Annotated in this window: 18 protein-coding genes; 11 read left to right on the top strand and 7 right to left on the bottom strand. The window is 73.1% G+C overall.

What is annotated here, in order from left to right:
• The first annotated feature begins 147 nt into the window (after positions 1–147).
• Both IH09_RS35270 and IH09_RS35265 read left to right on the top strand, forming a co-directional pair.
• Positions 148–786, top strand: coding sequence for a response regulator transcription factor (locus IH09_RS35270; protein WP_052861836.1), 639 nt, complete (start codon positions 148–150; stop codon positions 784–786).
• Between the two features lie 153 nt (positions 787–939).
• Positions 940–2,121, top strand: coding sequence for a PP2C family protein-serine/threonine phosphatase (locus IH09_RS35265; RefSeq protein WP_052861835.1), 1,182 nt, complete (start codon positions 940–942; stop codon positions 2,119–2,121).
• Positions 2,122–2,310: 189 nt separating this feature from the next.
• On the opposite strand, the gene IH09_RS35260 is transcribed toward IH09_RS35265, so the two are convergent.
• Together IH09_RS35260 and IH09_RS35255 are read right to left on the bottom strand one after the other, a co-directional pair.
• The gene (locus IH09_RS35260; RefSeq protein WP_052861837.1) at positions 2,311–3,180 is read right to left on the bottom strand and encodes a transglutaminase-like domain-containing protein; all 870 of its coding nucleotides are present in this window, start codon (positions 3,178–3,180) and stop codon (positions 2,311–2,313) included.
• Between the two features lie 132 nt (positions 3,181–3,312).
• Positions 3,313–4,323, bottom strand: a complete 1,011-nt coding sequence (locus IH09_RS35255; protein WP_052861834.1) for a GNAT family N-acetyltransferase — start codon at positions 4,321–4,323, stop codon at positions 3,313–3,315.
• 140 nt (positions 4,324–4,463) lie between these two features.
• Here IH09_RS35255 and fdxA point away from each other — a divergent pair, with 140 nt between their 5' ends.
• Positions 4,464–4,784: a ferredoxin gene (gene fdxA / locus IH09_RS35250; RefSeq protein WP_004950253.1), complete on the top strand. Its 321-nt coding sequence runs from the start codon at positions 4,464–4,466 to the stop codon at positions 4,782–4,784.
• Positions 4,785–4,950: 166 nt separating this feature from the next.
• On the top strand, positions 4,951–6,078 hold the full coding sequence (gene dapC, locus IH09_RS35245; RefSeq protein WP_052861833.1) for a succinyldiaminopimelate transaminase: 1,128 nt from the start codon (positions 4,951–4,953) through the stop codon (positions 6,076–6,078).
• 89 nt (positions 6,079–6,167) lie between these two features.
• Here the strand turns inward: dapC and IH09_RS35240 are convergent, their stop codons facing one another.
• The gene (locus tag IH09_RS35240) at positions 6,168–6,623 is read right to left on the bottom strand and encodes an ATP-binding protein (RefSeq protein ID WP_094791666.1); all 456 of its coding nucleotides are present in this window, start codon (positions 6,621–6,623) and stop codon (positions 6,168–6,170) included.
• Between the two features lie 302 nt (positions 6,624–6,925).
• On the bottom strand, positions 6,926–7,864 hold the full coding sequence (locus tag IH09_RS35235) for a heavy metal transporter (protein ID WP_094791667.1): 939 nt from the start codon (positions 7,862–7,864) through the stop codon (positions 6,926–6,928).
• Between the two features lie 40 nt (positions 7,865–7,904).
• On the opposite strand from IH09_RS35235, the gene dapE reads away from it, so the two are divergent.
• Positions 7,905–8,996, top strand: coding sequence for a succinyl-diaminopimelate desuccinylase (dapE, locus tag IH09_RS35230; protein WP_052861830.1), 1,092 nt, complete (start codon positions 7,905–7,907; stop codon positions 8,994–8,996).
• A gap of 101 nt (positions 8,997–9,097) precedes the next feature.
• A complete protein-coding gene (locus tag IH09_RS35225) occupies positions 9,098–9,862 on the top strand; it encodes an LOG family protein (RefSeq protein WP_052861829.1) in 765 nt (254 codons plus the stop codon).
• A 22-nt stretch (positions 9,863–9,884) separates the two neighbouring features.
• Here IH09_RS35225 and folP read toward each other — a convergent pair whose 3' ends face one another.
• On the bottom strand, positions 9,885–10,745 hold the full coding sequence (folP, locus tag IH09_RS35220; protein WP_052861828.1) for a dihydropteroate synthase: 861 nt from the start codon (positions 10,743–10,745) through the stop codon (positions 9,885–9,887).
• Positions 10,746–10,837: 92 nt separating this feature from the next.
• Here folP and IH09_RS35215 point away from each other — a divergent pair, with 92 nt between their 5' ends.
• Together IH09_RS35215 and IH09_RS35210 are read left to right on the top strand one after the other, a co-directional pair.
• On the top strand, positions 10,838–11,311 hold the full coding sequence (locus IH09_RS35215) for a DivIVA domain-containing protein (protein WP_052861827.1): 474 nt from the start codon (positions 10,838–10,840) through the stop codon (positions 11,309–11,311).
• The gene (locus tag IH09_RS35210) at positions 11,308–11,958 is read left to right on the top strand and encodes a DNA-3-methyladenine glycosylase I (RefSeq protein ID WP_052861826.1); all 651 of its coding nucleotides are present in this window, start codon (positions 11,308–11,310) and stop codon (positions 11,956–11,958) included. Before IH09_RS35215 ends, IH09_RS35210 begins: the two co-directional genes overlap by 4 nt.
• A gap of 27 nt (positions 11,959–11,985) precedes the next feature.
• Here the strand turns inward: IH09_RS35210 and chcB are convergent, their stop codons facing one another.
• On the bottom strand, positions 11,986–12,786 hold the full coding sequence (chcB, locus tag IH09_RS35205; protein WP_052861825.1) for a 2-cyclohexenylcarbonyl CoA isomerase: 801 nt from the start codon (positions 12,784–12,786) through the stop codon (positions 11,986–11,988).
• Positions 12,787–13,101: 315 nt separating this feature from the next.
• Between chcB and IH09_RS38525 the strand changes: the two genes are divergently transcribed.
• The gene (locus tag IH09_RS38525) at positions 13,102–13,269 is read left to right on the top strand and encodes a DUF3117 domain-containing protein (protein WP_006603288.1); all 168 of its coding nucleotides are present in this window, start codon (positions 13,102–13,104) and stop codon (positions 13,267–13,269) included.
• Positions 13,270–13,463: 194 nt separating this feature from the next.
• Here IH09_RS38525 and IH09_RS35200 read toward each other — a convergent pair whose 3' ends face one another.
• Entirely contained in the window at positions 13,464–14,093 is a 630-nt protein-coding gene (locus IH09_RS35200) for an O-methyltransferase (RefSeq protein ID WP_094791669.1), read from the bottom strand.
• A gap of 219 nt (positions 14,094–14,312) precedes the next feature.
• Here IH09_RS35200 and sigE point away from each other — a divergent pair, with 219 nt between their 5' ends.
• On the top strand, positions 14,313–15,116 hold the full coding sequence (gene sigE, locus IH09_RS35195) for an RNA polymerase sigma factor SigE (RefSeq protein WP_172450521.1): 804 nt from the start codon (positions 14,313–14,315) through the stop codon (positions 15,114–15,116).
• Entirely contained in the window at positions 15,113–16,048 is a 936-nt protein-coding gene (locus IH09_RS35190; protein ID WP_052861822.1) for a zf-HC2 domain-containing protein, read from the top strand. The genes sigE and IH09_RS35190 overlap by 4 nt, the downstream gene beginning before the upstream one ends.
• Positions 16,049–16,813: the final 765 nt, after the last annotated feature.

The following is a 16,813-nucleotide window of genomic DNA, read 5'->3' as shown; positions in this document are numbered from 1 at the left end:
TCGCCATGCTCCGCGACGGAACCTTCTACGAACCCCGAACCCCCGAAGCAGCCACCACATGACCAACTCGGGCTTGACGAAAAACATAGAGGCACCCCCGCCCAGGCGCCCCCACGCCCACCGCCCCTCGATCGCTACGCTGGGCGCATGAGTGACCCCGACGGCGAGCGGCCCGTGACATGTATCCGGCTTCTTCTCGCCGAGGACCAGTCGATGGTCCGGGAGGCGCTGGCGGCGCTGCTGGGGCTGGAGCCCGATCTGGAGGTCGTCGCACAGGCGGCGCGCGGTGACGAGGTGCTCGCGGCGGCCCGTGCCCAGGCCGTGGATGTCGCGCTGCTGGACATCGAGATGCCCGGTATGAGCGGGCTGGACGCGGCGGCCGTGCTGCGCGACGAGTTCCCCGGGATGAAGGTCGTCATCCTCACCACCTTCGGGCGCCCCGGCTATCTGCGCCGCGCCATGGAGGCGGGCGCCGACGCCTTCCTGGTCAAGGACGCCCCGGCGGCCCGGCTCGCGGACGCCGTACGGCGGGTGCTGCGCGGTGAGCGGGTCATCGATCCGGTCCTGGCGGCGGCCGCGCTCGCCGACGGGGCCAGCCCGCTCACCGACCGCGAGCGCGAGGTGCTGGGGGCGGCCGGTGACGGTTCCACCAACGCCGAGATCGCCGAGGTGCTCCACCTGTCCCAGGGCACGGTCCGCAACTACCTCTCCACCGCCATCCAGAAGACCGGCGCCCGCAACCGCGCCGAGGCGGTCCGCGCCGCCCGCGACAAGGGCTGGCTGTAGCCGCCCGGCCGCCGCTTCAAGCGGCTCCGGCCCCCGTACCCCGCCGCCCCTATGCCGCCCGCATCACCAGGACTCGGCGGCACCCCGACCGTCCCCACCAGGACCTTCGTCCCTGTGCGCGGCCGGGCGGCGTCCCGCAGGCTGGGAGGTGTGATGCCTGCCAACCGAGCTCCGCACCGCGGCCGCCGCGTCGCCGTGCTGCTGATCCTCGCGACCCTGGCCGTCACGGTCACGGACGCGGCGACCCGCCCCGAAGTGCATGTGGCGCTCTTCCTGGGCATCGCCCCGCTGATCGCCGCGCTGCGCTGCACCTACCGCTGGACCCTCGCCGTCGCGGCCGTCTACGCCGTCTGTCTCTCCTACATCAACATCTACACGGTCCCCGACTGGGCGACCGCCAGCAAGATCGTCGGGGTGTTCGGCGCGGTCCTGGTGGGCGTCTTCGCGGCGGTACTGTGCCGCACCCGGCTCCAGCGCGAGGCCCTCTACGCCCGTACGAGCATGGTCGCCGACGCCGTCCAGCGGGCCATGCTGCGCGAGCTGCCGCTGACCGCGGGTCCCCTGGAGGCGTTCGGCTTCTACGTCTCGGCCCAGGAGGGCGCCCGGGTCGGCGGCGACATCTACGAGGCGGTCGAGACCCCGCACGGGCAGCGCCTGATGATCGGCGACGTCCAGGGCAAGGGCATGCCCGCGATCGGGGCCGGCCACGAGGTGCTCGCCTCCTTCCGCGAGGCGGCCCACCACCAGGATTCCCTGGAGTCCGTCGCCGAGCGCATGGAGCAGGCGCTGACCCGCTACAACACCCGCTCGGCCGAGCGGGGCGCCGATGAGCGCTTCGTCACCGCGCTGCTCCTGGAGGTGCGCGGTGACCGGCCGACCCGGGTGCTGTCCTGCGGCCACATTCCCTACTACCTGGTCCGCGACGGCCTGGTGCACGAGCGGACCGACGGGGAAGGTGCGCTGCCGCTCGGCCTCGGCGGGCTGGCCGGTGACGATCCGCGCCGCAGCGTGCCGGTCCGGCCGCGGCCCGGCGACTGGATCGTGATGTGCACCGACGGCGTCACCGAGGCCCGCGGCGCGCACGGCGAGTTCTACCCGCTGCGCGAACGGCTGGCCGGCTGGACCCGGCTGGACCCCGACGAACTGGCGACCACGCTCCGCGCCGACCTGGAGAACTTCACGGGCGGCCGGCTCAAGGACGACGCCACCCTGCTCGTCGTACGCCGCGCCCCGGCCACCGCGAGCCGGACCGGCGAGAGCGCCGACGATCGCCTGCCGGCCCGTCCCGAGGAGGAACGCGGCCCGGTGTCCGGGGATGGCCCGAGGGTCGGCTGAGCATGGCGCGGGCTGCGGCGGTCCGATGTCGGACCGCGCTCGCGGCGGCCGGATCGGCCTCCGCCGCCACCCGCGCGTACCCCTCCGGTTCGACCGCCCCGCGGTGGCGCGTGCTCACGACCCCCGGCGTCCCCTGCCGCCCCGCCCCGAGACGGACCGCAGCCCGGCCCCCCGGCACCGTCCCGAAGCTCAGTTGAGCATCGCGCGAGCCGCGGCCGCCTGGCGCCGGACCGCGCTCGCGGCGGCCGGATCGACCTCCGCCACCACCCGCGCGTACTCCTCCAGTTCGGCCGCTCCCGCCGTGAACTCGCCGCGCTGGACGAGCAGCTGGGCGTGTTCATGGCGCAGCTGCGCCGGATGGCTGGGCAGCAGCAGCGACAACTCGACCGCCCACAGTTGTACCGCGCTCTGCTCCGGCCGCACCTGTGCCCAGGCCCGGATGTTGTTGAGGATCCGCTGTACGGTCTCCAGCGGTCCGGCGGGCGTGAGCATCCGCTCGGTCAGCCCCGGGCCCGCCGCCGTCCCCGTCGCGTTCGCGACCAGCAGCGCCGCGTCCTCGTCGGTGAGCAGCCGGCCGCCCGCGAACGGATCGGCCAGCACATGCCGGCCGTACGGATCGCCGAACCCGACGACGAAATGACCCGGCAGCGCCACCCCGTACACCGGCGCACCGGCCCGCCGGGCGACCTCCGTCCACACCACCGACAGCAGGATCGGCAGGCCCCGGCGGCGGCGCAGTACGTCGTGCAGCAGTGACGACTCCAGCCGCCGGTAGTCGGCGGCCGAGCCGCCGAAGCCGCACCGGGTGCCGAGCAGCTCGGCGAGGTTACGCGCCCAGACGGCGGGGGCGGTGTCCGGGCGGGCCGCGGGCGCGTACGGCAGCAGGCCGGCCAGCCGGTCCAGCTCGATCTGCGCGGCGTCGATGCCCGCCTCGTCCAGCGCCGGATCGGCCTCGGCGGCGATCAGCAGGCACAGCAGCGCGAGATCGGGCCGCTCCTCGCGGGCGGCCTCGGCGAACCGCCGCCGCCGCGCGGCGCGGGCGGCGGCCGTGCTGTCCATCCCGTCCGTGCCGTCGGGGGTGCTCATACCGTCCCCGTCGTCCGGGGCGCCCCTGCCATCCGGGCTGTCCGGGCCGTCACGGTCGTCCGGGCTGTCGGGTCCGGGGTGCTGTGGCATACGGGAGACATCCGTTCAGCGGGCGTCGCCCGGCAGGGCGCGCCGGTAGTGATAGCCGTGGTGGTCGGTGAAACCGAGGCGGTCGTAGAGCGCGCAGGCGCCGTCGTTGTCCGCCTCGACCTGGAGATGGGCGGCCGAGGCGCCCTCCTGCAGGGCCCGTTCGGCGAGCGCCGCCGTCACCAGGGTGGCCAGCCCGCGGCGCCGCTGCCCCGGAGCCACCTCTATGGCGGCGAACCCGGCCCACCGGCCGTCGACCACCAGGCGTCCGACCGCCGCCGCGCCGCCGGTCTCGTCCGGCACCGTCGCGAACCACACCGACGGCCCGCCGGTCAGCACCTTCAGCGCCTGCGGTGTGGGCGCACCGGCCCGGTGGTACAGGCCGCACCAGCGCGCGTCCGGTTCCCGGGCGAGGACGACGCGCGAGGTGTCCGCGCCGGTGTCGGCGAGCGGCGCCAGTGCCGAGATCTTGACCAGGGTGTGCCCCTCGTCCGCCCAGCCGCGCTCCGCCAGCTCCGCCGCCAGCCGCTCGCCGGTGTCCGCCCGGCCGGTGGTGACCACGATGACCGGGGGCAGCTGGCGGGCGCCGTACCACGCGGTGACCCGCTCCAGCGCCGCGTCCAGCGGGCGGCCGGGGTCACCGAGGGGCAGTACGGAGTTGGCCCGCCGGGTGAAACCGCCGGAGGCCCGGAGCGTCCACTCGCCGAGACGCTCCGTCTCAACGGCGGGCCAGCCGCGGGCGGCGATCTCCTGGAGCTCGCGGGTGCCGGCCGCCGGACCCTTCCGGCGGGCCGGCTGCGCGGGGACGACCTTGGCGGCGACCAGTGACGCGTCCTCGATCCGGACGGCCTCACCGCTTCGGCGTGTGATGCTCAGCACACCCCCGGCCCAGGATGTGAGAACCCCGACCACATCCGTGAACGCCGGCTCCCCTGCCCCACCGCCGGTCCGGCGCCGGACAGATACCCTTTTGCCCACGTCAGAGGGGGTAATGCGGACCTCAGCGCGACCGCCGGCCAGGAATTCCACAGCTCTATCCGCCCCTCTTGTACGTCTCGTGCCCGGGAACGGAGATACTAGGTGGTGGGCATCGACGACGCCGCGCTCCCGCGCGCCCTGCGGCGGTACTGCCAATCGGTCCGCCGGCCCTACCGAGGAGGAACGACAGCGTGACCTACGTCATCGCGCAGCCTTGTGTCGACGTCAAGGACAAGGCATGCATCGAGGAGTGCCCCGTCGACTGCATCTACGAGGGCTCCCGATCCTTGTACATCCACCCGGACGAATGTGTCGACTGCGGTGCCTGTGAGCCGGTCTGCCCGGTCGAGGCGATCTTCTACGAGGACGACACCCCGGATGAGTGGAAGGACTACTACAAGGCGAACGTCGAGTTCTTCGACGAGCTCGGCTCGCCCGGTGGTGCCAGCAAGCTCGGCCTGATCGAGCGCGACCACCCCTTCATCGCAGCGCTGCCGCCGCAGAACCAGTAGCGGCCCGGGGACGAGGGCGCCCGCCCGCACCCTCCCGTCTCCTGGTCGTCAGCGGTCGCACGGCGCCGCCCGGTCCCGTACGGCCTCACTGCCGTACGGGACCGAGGTGTTTCGCGCCGGCACACCCGACCGCCCCTCGCCGAGAACGCCGAGAAAGAAGAGCACCGTGGCCGCCTCCGACCGCCCGTCCGCCGCCCCCCAGTCGCTCCGCGACCGCCTGCCGGTCTTCCCCTGGGACCGGCTGGAGCCGTACAAGACCGCCGCCGCCGCGCACGCCGACGGCATCGTCGATCTGTCCGTCGGCACCCCGGTCGACTCCGTGCCCGCGGTGGTCCGGCAGGCCCTGACCGACGCGGCCGACAGCCCCGGCTACCCGACGGTGTGGGGGACCCCCGCGCTGCGCGACGCGCTGACCGGCTGGGCCGCCGGCCGGCTGGGCGCCCGCGGCCTGACGCACACCAACGTGCTGCCGATCGTCGGCTCCAAGGAACTGGTGGCCTGGCTGCCGACCCAGCTGGGCCTGGGCGCCGGCAACAAGGTCGCCTACCCGCGCCTGGCCTACCCGACGTACGAGGTCGGCGCGCGGCTGGCCGGCGCCGAGCCGGTGGCCTACGACGACCCGACCGCACTCGACCCCGCCGGGCTGAAGCTGCTGTGGCTCAACTCGCCGTCCAACCCCACCGGCCGGGTACTGAGCGCCGGAGAACTGCGCCGTACCGTCGCCTGGGCCCGGGAGCACGGCGTGCTGGTGGTCAGCGACGAGTGCTACCTCGAACTGGGCTGGGACGCCGACCCGGTCTCGGTGCTGCACCCGGACGTCTGCGGCGATTCCCTCGACGGCATCGTCGCCGTCCACTCGCTCTCCAAGCGCTCCAACCTCGCGGGCTACCGCGCCGCGTTCCTGGCCGGCGACGCCGCCGTCCTGGGCGCGCTGCTCCAGATCCGCAAGCACAGCGGCATGATGGTCGCCGCCCCCGTCCAGGCCGCCATGATCGCCGCGCTGGGCGATACCGCGCACGTCGCGGAGCAGCGCGAACGCTACGCCCGCCGCCGCACCGCGCTGCGCGCCGCCTTCGAGGCCGCCGGTTTCCGCATCGAGCACAGCGAGGCGTCGCTCTACCTCTGGGCGACCCGCGACGAGCCCTGCTGGGACACCGTCGGCGATCTCGCCAAGCGCGGCATCCTCGTCGCCCCGGGCGATTTCTACGGGACGGCGGGGGAGCGGTTCGTCCGCATCGCCTTCACCGCCACCGACGAGCGGGTGGCCGCCGCGGTGCGCCGCCTGGCACCGTGAACCGCTGAGCATGTAGGCGCGTACGACGCGCAGGGGCCCGGGGAGAGCGAACTCCCCGGGCCCCTGCGCGTCGTTCGGTGGGCGGCCGTTCATCCGCCGAGCAGGCCGTTGACCGGCAGTCCCTTCAGCGCGGTCTGGCCGAGCGGCAGGCCGCCGAGCAGGCCCTTGGCCGCTTCGGTGACCAGGGTGTCGGTCGAGATGCCCTTCTTGGCGGTCCTGCGGACCAGGCCCTCCGCGGCGTCGGCGGCCTTCTGCGTGGTCGGGGCGGCCTGCTGGATCACCGCGCCACCGGTCTCGATGAGCGCCGGGGCGAGCGTCTCCGCGGCCTTGTGACCGGCGGTGTTCACCACGCCGATGGCGTCCTTGGCGGTGTGGTCGAGGTTCTCGCTGGTGCCCGCGGAGTCCAGGGTGGTCAGTCCGCCCAGGTCGGGTGCCTTGGGCAGGTCCGCGGCGCTCGCGGTACCGGCCACCGCGGCCACGGGAGCCGCGCTCGCTGCGACGAGCAGGGCGGCTCGGGCGATCCGACGCGTAACGGGGAGGGACATGGTGCTCCTTTTACGGAGAGGGACGCGTACTTCTGACAGATGTGCCACGTCCGCCGGGCGGACGCCCTGACTACCGCGTCAGTTCCCCGAAGGTTGCGGTGAACTCCGGTAAAGAATTGGTAACGCGTCACATAATCGGCACTGGATAAAGGCGAGAAATATGTGCGCGGAATGATGGCCGCAAGAAACGTCACAGCGCTTCACGGACAAAGGAATTGCGGGAGCCGGCGGTCGCGCTTTGCCTAACTGCCGTACCGGCAAAGGGAATTGGCGCCGGAGGTCCTTTCAGGGGATGTGGCGCCCTATTGCGCGGCGGTGATACGGACATCACCCGCGGCCCGCCCCGGGGCCGCGTCCGCGCCGTCCTTCCCCTGCCAGCCCTTTTCCGCATCGGCCGCCGTCCACGTCCGGCCGGCGTAAGAGATCTGTTCGATGTGGAGTTCGTCGGAGTGCGCCAGCGCCCAGGTCGCCAGCTCCCAGCCGCGCCGCGCCGCATCACCGGTGGCCCCGGCCCCGGACTGCTGCACCGGCACCGTCAGGCTCCGCCCGCCGCCCGCGGCCCGGCCGCCCGCGCCGCCCGTCCGCGGCAGCACCTCCGGGCCGAACTCGCGCACCAGCTTCTCCCGCACCTTCGCGACACCGGGTACCTTCCCGTCCGCCGGCTGGTTCCCGGTGCACGTCATCGCCCCGGGATCGCGGCCGGTGAGCGCCCCGCTCAGCTGCGTGGCATTCGCCTCGTGCTTCGCGTACGCCTGCGGATAGCCGCTGCGCTGCACCTTCTGCGCCGCGACGGTCAGCGGCAGCCGGGAGTAACCGGGCACCTTCGCCAGATGCGTGTAGAACTCCCCGGCCGAATAGACCGGGTCCATGATCTGCGCCACGGTGCCCCAGTCCTGGGACGGCCGCTGCTGGAAGAGACCGACCGAATCCCGGTCGCCGAAGTGGATGTTGCGCAGCCCCGACTCCTGCATCGCGGTCGCCAGCGCGATCGTCACCGCCCGCTCCGGGAGCCCGCGCGAGGACGCCACCGCCGAGATCGTCGCGGCGTTCGCGGCCTGCTCGGGGGAGAGCTCGTACGCCTCCGCATCGCCCTCCGCGCGCACCGTGCAGCGCGGCGCCCCGGGGCCGCCGGTCAGGTACTGCACCAGCAGATAGCCGGCCAGTCCGAGCAGCACGACGAAGGCCGCGGCGGTTCGCCAGAGGCGGGTGCGGCGAGTGGGGGCAGAGGGCTGGGCAGACACGCAGCCCACCGTACTGGAGGCCGACGGTAGGGTCGGCCCCATGGACCGCCCCGCACGCCACCCCGCCCTCGACCTCACGCGCGACGCCGCCGAGCTCACCGCACAGCTCGTCGACTTCCTCTCCGAGAGCGGGCACGAGAAGGACCTCGCCGACGCCGTGGAGCACGCACTGCGCGCGCTGGACCACCTGACCGTCGACCGGTACGGCAACAACATCGTGGCCCGTACGCACCTGGGCCGCGCGGAGCGGGTGGTGCTCGCCGGGCACCTCGACACCGTGCCGATCGCCGGCAACGTGCCCTCCCGGCTCGACGAGCACGGCGTCCTGTGGGGCTGCGGCACCTGCGATATGAAGTCCGGGATCGCCGTCCAGCTGCGGACGGCCGCCACCGTCCCCGCCCCCAACCGCGACCTCACCTTCGTCTTCTACGACAACGAAGAGGTCGCCGCCCACCTCAACGGCCTCGGCAAGGTGGCGGACGCCCACCCCGACTGGCTCGCCGGTGATTTCGCCATCCTGCTGGAGCCCTCCGACGGCCAGGTGGAGGGCGGCTGCCAGGGCACCCTGCGGGTACTGCTGCGCACCACCGGGGAGCGCGCCCACTCCGCGCGCAGCTGGATGGGCGCCAACGCCGTGCACGCCGCCGCCCCCATCCTGGCCGCGCTCGCCGCGTACGAACCGCGCCGCCGGTTGATCGACGGCCTCGAATACCGCGAGGGCCTCAACGCCGTACGCGTCGAGGCCGGCGTCGCCAACAACGTCATCCCGGACGCCTGCACGGTCACCGTCAACTTCCGCTACGCGCCGGACCGCAGCCCCGAGGAGGCCCTCGCCCACGTCCGCGAGGTCTTCGCCGGCTGCCCGGTGGACGAGTTCATCGTCGACGACCACTCCCCGGGCGCACTGCCGGGCCTGTCCCACCCGGCGGCCAAGGCGTTCATGGAGTCCGTCGGCGGCAGCGCGCACCCCAAGTTCGGCTGGACGGACGTCTCCCGCTTCAGCGCCCTCGGCGTCCCGGCCGTCAACTACGGCCCCGGCAACCCGTTGCTCGCGCACAAGAAGGACGAACGGGTGCAGACCGACCGCATCCTGCACTGCGAGGAGCGGCTGCGCGCCTGGCTGACGGACTGACCGCGCGCCGGCCGTCCGCCCGCCTCGCGAATCCTGCTGCGCCGCGCGCCGGTGCACCTAGGCTGAGCAGGCAAGGTTCTGTTCAGTGGAGGGAGCACGTCATGGCCAACCCCGAGGGAGTGCCGGCCCCGGAGGAGCAGCGGCTGGGCCCCGTACTTCGCCGTCACGACCAGGTGCAGACGGGTACCACGGACCAGCGGCTGCTGGACTGGCAAGGCCCCTCCGAGTGGCTGCACACCGACCCCTGGCGAGTGATGCGCATCCAGGCGGAGTTCGTGGAGGGGTTCGGCGCGCTCACCGAGCTGGGCCCGGCCATCAGCGTCTTCGGCTCCGCGCGCACGGCACCGGACTCCGAGGAGTACGACGCCGGGGTGCGGATCGGAAAGGCTCTGGTGGAGGCCGGGTTCGCGGTGATCACCGGCGGCGGCCCAGGCGCCATGGAGGCCGCCAACAAGGGCGCCATCGAGGCCGGCGGCGTCTCCGTCGGCCTCGGCATCGAGCTGCCCTTCGAACAGGGCCTCAACGCCTATGTGAACCTCGGTGTCGACTTCCGGTACTTCTTCGTCCGGAAGACCTGCTTCGTGAAGTACGCGCGCGGGTTCGTCGTGCTGCCCGGCGGGCTCGGCACCCTGGACGAGCTCTTCGAGGCGCTCACCCTCGTCCAGACCGGCAAGGTCACCCGCTTCCCGATCGTGCTGTTCGGCACGGCCTACTGGAGCGGGCTGATCGACTGGCTGCGCGACACCCTCATCGCCGGGGGCAAGGCGTCCGTGCACGATCTGGACCTCTTCCACCTCACCGACGACGTGGCGGAGGCCGTCGCGCTGGTGACCAAGGAGGCCGGGCTGGGCCCGGACCGGACCTGACCTCCGGCCCGGAGACGGAACCTCAGACCAGTCCCCGGCGGGCGACCGCCGGGGGCCGGTGGCCGGCGATCGAGGCCACCATGTCCAGCACCTGCCGGGTCTCGGCCACCTCGTGGACCCGGTAGACCCGCGCACCCAGCCAGGCCGACACGGCGGTGGTGGCGAGGGTGCCGAGCACCCGCTCCTTGACCGGCCGGTCGAGCGTCTCGCCGACGAAGTCCTTGTTGGACAGCGAGACCAGCACCGGCCAGCCGGTGTCCGCCATCTCGCCGAGCCGGCGGGTCGCCTCCAGGCTGTGCCGGGTGTTCTTCCCGAAGTCGTGCCCCGGATCGATCATGATCGCGTCACGCCGGACACCCAACTCCACGGCCCGCTCGGCCAGTCCGAGCGTCACCCGGAGGATGTCCGCCATCACGTCCTCGTACGTCACCCGGTGCGGGCGGGTACGCGGCTGGGCGCCACCCGCGTGCGTGCACACCAGGCCGGCGCCGTACCGCGCCGCGACCTCCGCCAGCCGCGGATCGACACCGCCCCAGGCATCGTTGAGCAGATCGGCGCCGGCCTCGCAGACCGCCTCGCCGACATCGTGCCGCCAGGTGTCGACGCTGATCACCACATCGGGGTGGCGCCGGCGGACCTCGGCGACGAACCCGACCGTGCGGCGCGCCTCCTCCTGCGCGCTCACCTCCTCGCCGGGACCTGCCTTGACCCCGCCGATGTCGATGATCGCGGCGCCGTCGGCCACCGCCTGCTCGACGCGGGCGAGCGCGGGCTCGTCGCGGAACGTGGCGCCCTGGTCGTAGAAGGAGTCGGGGGTCCTGTTGACGATCGCCATGATCACCTGTTCGTGCGCACCGAACTCGCGATTCCCCAGCCGCAGCATTCCTTGACTCCTTCTCCGTGGTCCGCCAGCGACCTTAACTGTCACACCCGCATGGCACGATCGGTACAGAGACATAGCCCGGGGAGTTGGTCGTGTTCTGGTTCTTGCTGATCGCGATGGTCGTGGTCGTGGCCGCGGTCACGCTCGTCGTCCTCGGCGGCGATGACGGCGGTGGGCTGCGGGACGCCGAGCCCGACCGGCTTTACGACCCGCTGCCCGACGACCGCCCGGTCGTCCGCGCCGATGTGGACGCCGTCCGCATCCCGCTGAGCGTCCGCGGCTACCGGATGTCCGAAGTCGACGACGTACTGGACCGCCTCGGCGCCGAGCTGACCGAGCGCGACGCGCGGATCGCCGAGCTGGAGGCGGCCCTGGCCGGTGCGCACGCCGCGGCCATGGGCGGCCCGGGACCGGCCCGGGAGCACCGGCCCGGCCTCGGCACCGCGGGGATCCCGAGAACCCCGGAGGCCCCGGAAGCCCCGGGAACCCCCGAGGATCCGGCCGCCCCGAAGAACCCGAAAGCCCCGGAGGCCCCGGGCACCCCCGAAGGCGAGGAGCGGGCATGAGCGACGTAGTGACGGCCCCCGACGGCATCCCGCGCTGTCCGTGGGGGATGGAGTCGGAGCAGATGGCGGACTACCGCGCCTACCACGACACCGAATGGGGCCTGCCGGTCCACGGAGACGACGCGCTCTTCGAGCGGATGAGCCTGGAGGCGTTCCAGTCCGGGCTCTCCTGGATCACGATCCTGCGCCGCCGGCCGGGCTTCCGTTCCGCGTTCGCGGACTTCCGGATTCCGGCGGTGGCGCGGTTCACGGACGCGGACGCCGACCGGCTGCTCGCCGACCCCGGCATCATCCGCAACCGCGCCAAGATCGCCGCGACGATCGGCAACGCCAGGGTCGCCGCCGCACTGGCCCCCGGCGAGCTGGACGAGCTCATCTGGTCCTACGCCCCCGACCGGGCCGACCGCCCGGCGCCGCGCAGCCGCGACGATGTGCAACCGGTCACCCCGGAGTCCACGGCGCTCGCCAAGGACCTCAAGAAGCGCGGCTTCCGCTTCGTCGGCCCGACGACGGCGTACGCCATGATGCAGGCGTGCGGCCTGGTCAACGACCATCTGGCGGGCTGTCATGTCCGCGCGGCCGCGGAGGCCGCCGCCAGACGGGACGGGGCCGGACGGAGCGGGGCCCCGGGCGTCGCGGCCGGCTGACGGCGCCGCCCGGCCCGGTGCCGCCGTTCAGCGCCCCAGGAAGACCGGCTTCTCCTTCTTCACGAACGCCTCCACCGCGATCCGGTGGTCCTCCGAGGCCCCGGCCCGTACCTGGAGCTCGTCCTCCTTGCCGAGGGTCTCGGCGAGCGAGTGCCCGGCGCCGTAGGCGAGCGACTCCTTGAGCGCGGCGTAGGCGGCGGTCGGGCCCTGGGCCAGCCGGCGGGCGACGGCCGCGGCCGCGTCGGCCAACTCGTCCGCCGGGACGACCTTGTTGGCGATGCCCAGCTCGTACGCCTCCTGGGCGCCGACGGTGCGCGGGAAGAGCAGCAGATCGGCGGCCCGGCCGTGTCCGATCAGCCGCGGCAGCGTCCAGGACATCCCGGAGTCGGCGGTCAGCGCGACACCCGCGAAGGAGGTGTTGAAGGACGCGGAGTCGGCGACGACGCGGTAGTCGGCGGCCAGCGCGAAGCCCGCACCGGCGCCCGCCGCGACGCCGTTGACGCCCGCGACCACGGGCTTGGGCATCTCCGCCAGCGCCGTGACGATGGGGTTGTAGTGCTCGCGCACGGTGGTCATCGTGCTGCCCGCACCGCTCGCCCGGTCCGCGGCCAGCAGCCCGATGTGCTCCTTGAGGTCCTGTCCGACGCAGAAGGCACGCCCCGTGGCGGTCAGCAGCACGGCGCGTACGGCGGGGTCGGCGGCGGCCTCCCGGAGGGTGTCCCGGAGCGCGGCCTTCGCCTCGATGTTCAGCGCGTTCATCGCGTCGGGGCGGTTGAGCGTGATCGTCGCGAGCCCGTCGGTCACGTCGTAGAGCACGGTGTCGGCCATGGTGAGGGTCCTCTCCGTAGCGGATCGGACTGCGCGGCAGCGTCAGTCAGAGCTCAGAATGCCGGAGATCACCGGCCACCGGCATGTGACGTACATCAAAGAATGAGGGCGGGCCGGGCGGTGAAGAGTGGCGCAGTATCGCAGCCCGCTCCCCGAATTGAGTGGTTTTGAGAGAGCGCGTTGCCGAAGGGATGCTGTCCGATGTTGGTCATCGGGTCGTTCGATGCGGGATAATGGCTTGGAAGCAATGTGTTCGATGCCGGTGACACGTGGGTTGTCGGCTGCGATGAGCTGGTTTCAGGAAGGGGAACGAGCATGGCGGCCATGAAGCCGCGGACGGGCGACGGCCCGCTCGAGGTGACCAAGGAGGGGCGGGGCATCGTCATGCGTGTTCCGCTCGAAGGCGGCGGGCGACTCGTCGTCGAGCTGACACCCGACGAGGCCAAGGCCCTGGGCGAGGCTCTGGACAAGGTCACCGTCTGACAAGGGCGGAACAACCGCTGCGGTTCCCCGGGGGCTGACCCCTGGTTCCCAGCCGAATACCCCGGCTCCGGCAGGCGGCGCGCAGACACTGCGCGCCGTGTGCCGGAGCCGCTTCGTTGTCCCGGCGCATCCGGCGGGGCGCCGACGGGACGGGGCGGGGTGTGGTGTGGTGCGAGGTGGGGCAGGGCGGGGGGTCAGCCGCGCTTGACCGCGCAGAGCAGCCCGTCGCCGACCGGCAGCAGTGACGGCACCAGCGCCGTGCTCTCCCGGACGGACCGCAGCAGTTCGCGCAGCCGGAGCACCTCGGTGGGCTGCTCCGCGGCGTCGACCGTACGGCCGTCCGCGAAGACGCCCTCGAAGCAGACCAGCCCGCCGGGGCGCAGCAGCCGCAACGATTCGGCCAGATACTCCAGGTACTCGGTCAGATCGCCGTCGCAGAAGACCAGGTCGTAACCGCCGTCCGCGAGACGGGGCAGTACGTCCAGCGCGCGGCCGGGGATGAAGCGCGCGCGGTTGCCGGCGAAGCCCGCCGCGCGGAACGCCTGCTTGGCGAAGGTCTGCCGCTCCGGTTCGAGATCGACGGTGGTCAGCACACCGTCCGGCCGCATGCCGTGCAGGAGGTAGATGCCCGACACGCCCGTGCCGGTGCCGATCTCGGCGACCGCTTTGGCGTCCGCGGTGGCGGCGAGCAGGCGCAGGGCCGCGCCGGTGCCGGTCGACACCGTACGGATGCCCGCCTCCCGCGCGCGGTCACGGGACCAGCGCAAGGCGGCGTCGGCGGTGCCGTCGATGGTCCCGGCGCCGTACGCCTCGGCAAAAGCCAAGCTCGTCTGCCGGTTGCCGGTAATGGCCTTCTCCTGTCCCCGTAGTTGACGCAACCGTGACTGTATCCGCTGTGTGCGGGAACCCGCAGATGGGACCGGGCGTTCACAGAGGGCAGGGGGGATGTGCTGATGAAGACCGAGCGACGCGCGGTACAACGCCAGAAGCAGGACCAAATGAAGGTCAAATCTGCTTATCCGGAGCTAACGGGCGAGGTGGATATGGTAGGGGCTCTACTGGACACCACCAGAGCCACCAGGGGAGGTGCGGCTGCGGCGGGTGACCCAAGGGTGCCGAGGCGCTTGCGAAGGTCGTTCGCCGAGCCGAAATCCGTGACCAACACCGCTGACCGTATCCGTCCCCAGAGCCTCAAGGGCCGGGGCGGGGCCACCGCCGCCGACTCCGCGACCACTGCGACCTTCGCCACAGACGCGGATCCCCAGGCGTGGACTCCGCCCAGCTGGGAGGAGATCGTCAGCACCCACAGTGCACGGGTCTACCGCCTCGCCTACCGCCTCACCGGCAATCAGCACGACGCCGAGGACCTCACGCAGGAGGTGTTCGTCCGCGTCTTCCGCTCGCTGTCGACATACACCCCCGGCACCTTCGAGGGCTGGCTGCACCGCATCACGACCAACCTCTTCCTGGACATGGTCCGCCGTCGGCAGCGCATCCGCTTCGACGCGCTCGGTGACGACGCGGCCGAGCGGCTCCCCAGCCGCGAGCCCTCTCCCCAGCAGCACTTCAACGACACCCACTTCGACGCCGATGTCCAGCAGGCGCTGGACACCCTCGCGCCCGAGTTCCGTGCCGCCGTGGTCCTCTGCGACATTGAGGGCCTGTCGTACGAAGAGATCGCCGCGACCCTCGGCGTCAAGCTCGGCACGGTCCGCAGCCGGATCCACCGCGGCCGCTCCCACCTGCGCAAGGCGCTCAAGCACCGCTCCCCGGCGGCGCGTGCCGAAGAGCGTGAGCAGCAGCGGGCGCTGGCCGTGGTGTCTACGGGGGAGGTCGGAATCGCGTGAGCGGTACAGGCGGTCCGTCCCCCGCCGAGCAGCATCTCGGCGACCGCCTCGCGGCCCTGGTCGACGGCGAGTTGGGCCATGACGCGCGCGAGCGGGTGCTCGCGCATCTCGCGACGTGCGGAAAGTGCAAGGCGGAGGCCGATGCCCAGCGCCGGCTGAAGAGCGTCTTCGCCGAGATGGCGCCCCCCGGCCCCTCCGAAGGGCTGCTGGCGCGCCTTCAGCAATTGCCCGGCGGCGATGCGAACGGCCCCGGCAGCCGGCTCGGCAGCGGCGGGCTCGGTCCCGGCGACTTCGTCTCCGGCGGCGGATCGTTCGGCTATGTCCCCTCCGGGGCCGGCCGGCACACCATGGGCGGTGTCGCACCGCAGCCCCGCGCGCGCGGCTTCCGCGTCCACCAGGCCGAGCGGCCCGCACCGCAGCGGCGCCGGTTCGCCTTCGCGGCGGCCGGTGCGGTCTCGCTCGCGGCGTTCGCGCTCGGCGGTGCCCTCCCGCTGGGGGCGGCCGTCGAATCGCCCAGCGGACGGGTGGAAGGCACCGGCACGGCCGCCACCCCGCTCGGCGCTTCCCCGGCGGGGGACGGTTCGCCGGTGCGCGGCGACGACCTCCTCGCGGTCGGGAACTCCTGGCCCCGGCCGTCCGCCGGCGCCCCGACCGCGGCTCCGGCCCCCAGCCCGATGGGCCTGTCCGGTCCCGTCACGGCCACCCCGCCGCGCTCCGTACCGGCCCTTGATCCGGCCGGCCGGTTCGGGCTGTCGCCGTTGACGGCGGCCGCCGCCACGGAGGCGCCGTACCGCCTCACACCGGCCGCAGCCGAGGCCATCCGGCACCTCCTCCGCGACGCCCCGCGTCCGCACCCGCCCCTGGAGCCCTTGCGGCCGCTGATCACCTCCGCGACTCCCACCACCCCCGGCCAGACCCCCGCTCAGCACTGACCGGGCCCTGCGCGCCCCCGCCCGGAACTGGTTGAATCGCTGTCGGGCGGCGCACCCCTGCCGGGGCGCGGGCCGCGAGGTGGCGGTGGCCCGTCTGAGGCGGGCGAATGTGGGGAGAGCATGGACGACGGTAAGGCCGCCGGGCCGAAGCTGAAGTGGTGGAGCCGCCCGGGACGCACCCCGGGCACGGAACCGTCCGCCGAGGCGGGGCCGCACACCCCGCTTCCCCCCGCCGACACCCCGGCAGCCGGCCCGGCGCCGACGGCCCGGGGCGCCGGTACGGCGGAGCGGCCGGACGGCGCGGGCAGCGCGACGAGTGCCGGTACCCAGGACATACCCGGCGCGGGCACCCGACCGGACACCTCCGGCGCGCCCGGCACGGCCCCTGCCGCGCCTACGGTGCCGACCGCGCCGTTGACGGAGACGCGGGTTGGAGCACCTACGGCTGACCGTGCCCTTCCTCTTGCTGTGTCGACGGCTGACCATGCTGTCCCTTCTGCCGTGTCGTCGGCTGACGGTGCGGTACTTCCCGCCGTGTCGTCGGCTGACCACGCCGGTACTCCCGCCGAGTCGACGGTGACGCCTGGCCGGGTGCCCGCCGGTGCGTGGGACGAGACGGCCGTCGTGCCGACGGTGCCGGCCGAGCCGCTGACGGAGCCGCTGACCGAGGCGCGGGCCGGGGCAGCGACGGCTGACCGTGCCCTTCCTCCTGCTGTGTCGACGGATGATCGTGCGGTACCTCCCGCCGTGTCGTCGGCTGACTAC

The organism is Streptomyces celluloflavus, assembly GCA_000720995.1.
Taxonomy (GTDB): domain Bacteria; phylum Actinomycetota; class Actinomycetes; order Streptomycetales; family Streptomycetaceae; genus Streptomyces; species Streptomyces celluloflavus.
This window is presented reverse-complemented; position numbering and strand designations above follow the sequence as displayed.

Coding starts and splice junctions, on each gene's coding strand:
- chcB (WP_052861825.1), bottom strand. CDS start 12,786: ATGGCCGACACCGTGCTCTACGACGTGACCGACGGGCTCGCGACGATC.
- IH09_RS35260 (WP_052861837.1), bottom strand. CDS start 3,180: ATGGACAGCACGGCCGCCGCCCGCGCCGCGCGGCGGCGGCGGTTCGCC.
- sigE (WP_172450521.1), top strand. CDS start 14,313: ATGGTAGGGGCTCTACTGGACACCACCAGAGCCACCAGGGGAGGTGCG.
- IH09_RS35265 (WP_052861835.1), top strand. CDS start 940: ATGCCTGCCAACCGAGCTCCGCACCGCGGCCGCCGCGTCGCCGTGCTG.
- IH09_RS35225 (WP_052861829.1), top strand. CDS start 9,098: ATGGCCAACCCCGAGGGAGTGCCGGCCCCGGAGGAGCAGCGGCTGGGC.
- folP (WP_052861828.1), bottom strand. CDS start 10,745: ATGCTGCGGCTGGGGAATCGCGAGTTCGGTGCGCACGAACAGGTGATC.
- IH09_RS38525 (WP_006603288.1), top strand. CDS start 13,102: ATGGCGGCCATGAAGCCGCGGACGGGCGACGGCCCGCTCGAGGTGACC.
- IH09_RS35210 (WP_052861826.1), top strand. CDS start 11,308: ATGAGCGACGTAGTGACGGCCCCCGACGGCATCCCGCGCTGTCCGTGG.
- IH09_RS35270 (WP_052861836.1), top strand. CDS start 148: ATGAGTGACCCCGACGGCGAGCGGCCCGTGACATGTATCCGGCTTCTT.
- IH09_RS35240 (WP_094791666.1), bottom strand. CDS start 6,623: ATGTCCCTCCCCGTTACGCGTCGGATCGCCCGAGCCGCCCTGCTCGTC.
- dapE (WP_052861830.1), top strand. CDS start 7,905: ATGGACCGCCCCGCACGCCACCCCGCCCTCGACCTCACGCGCGACGCC.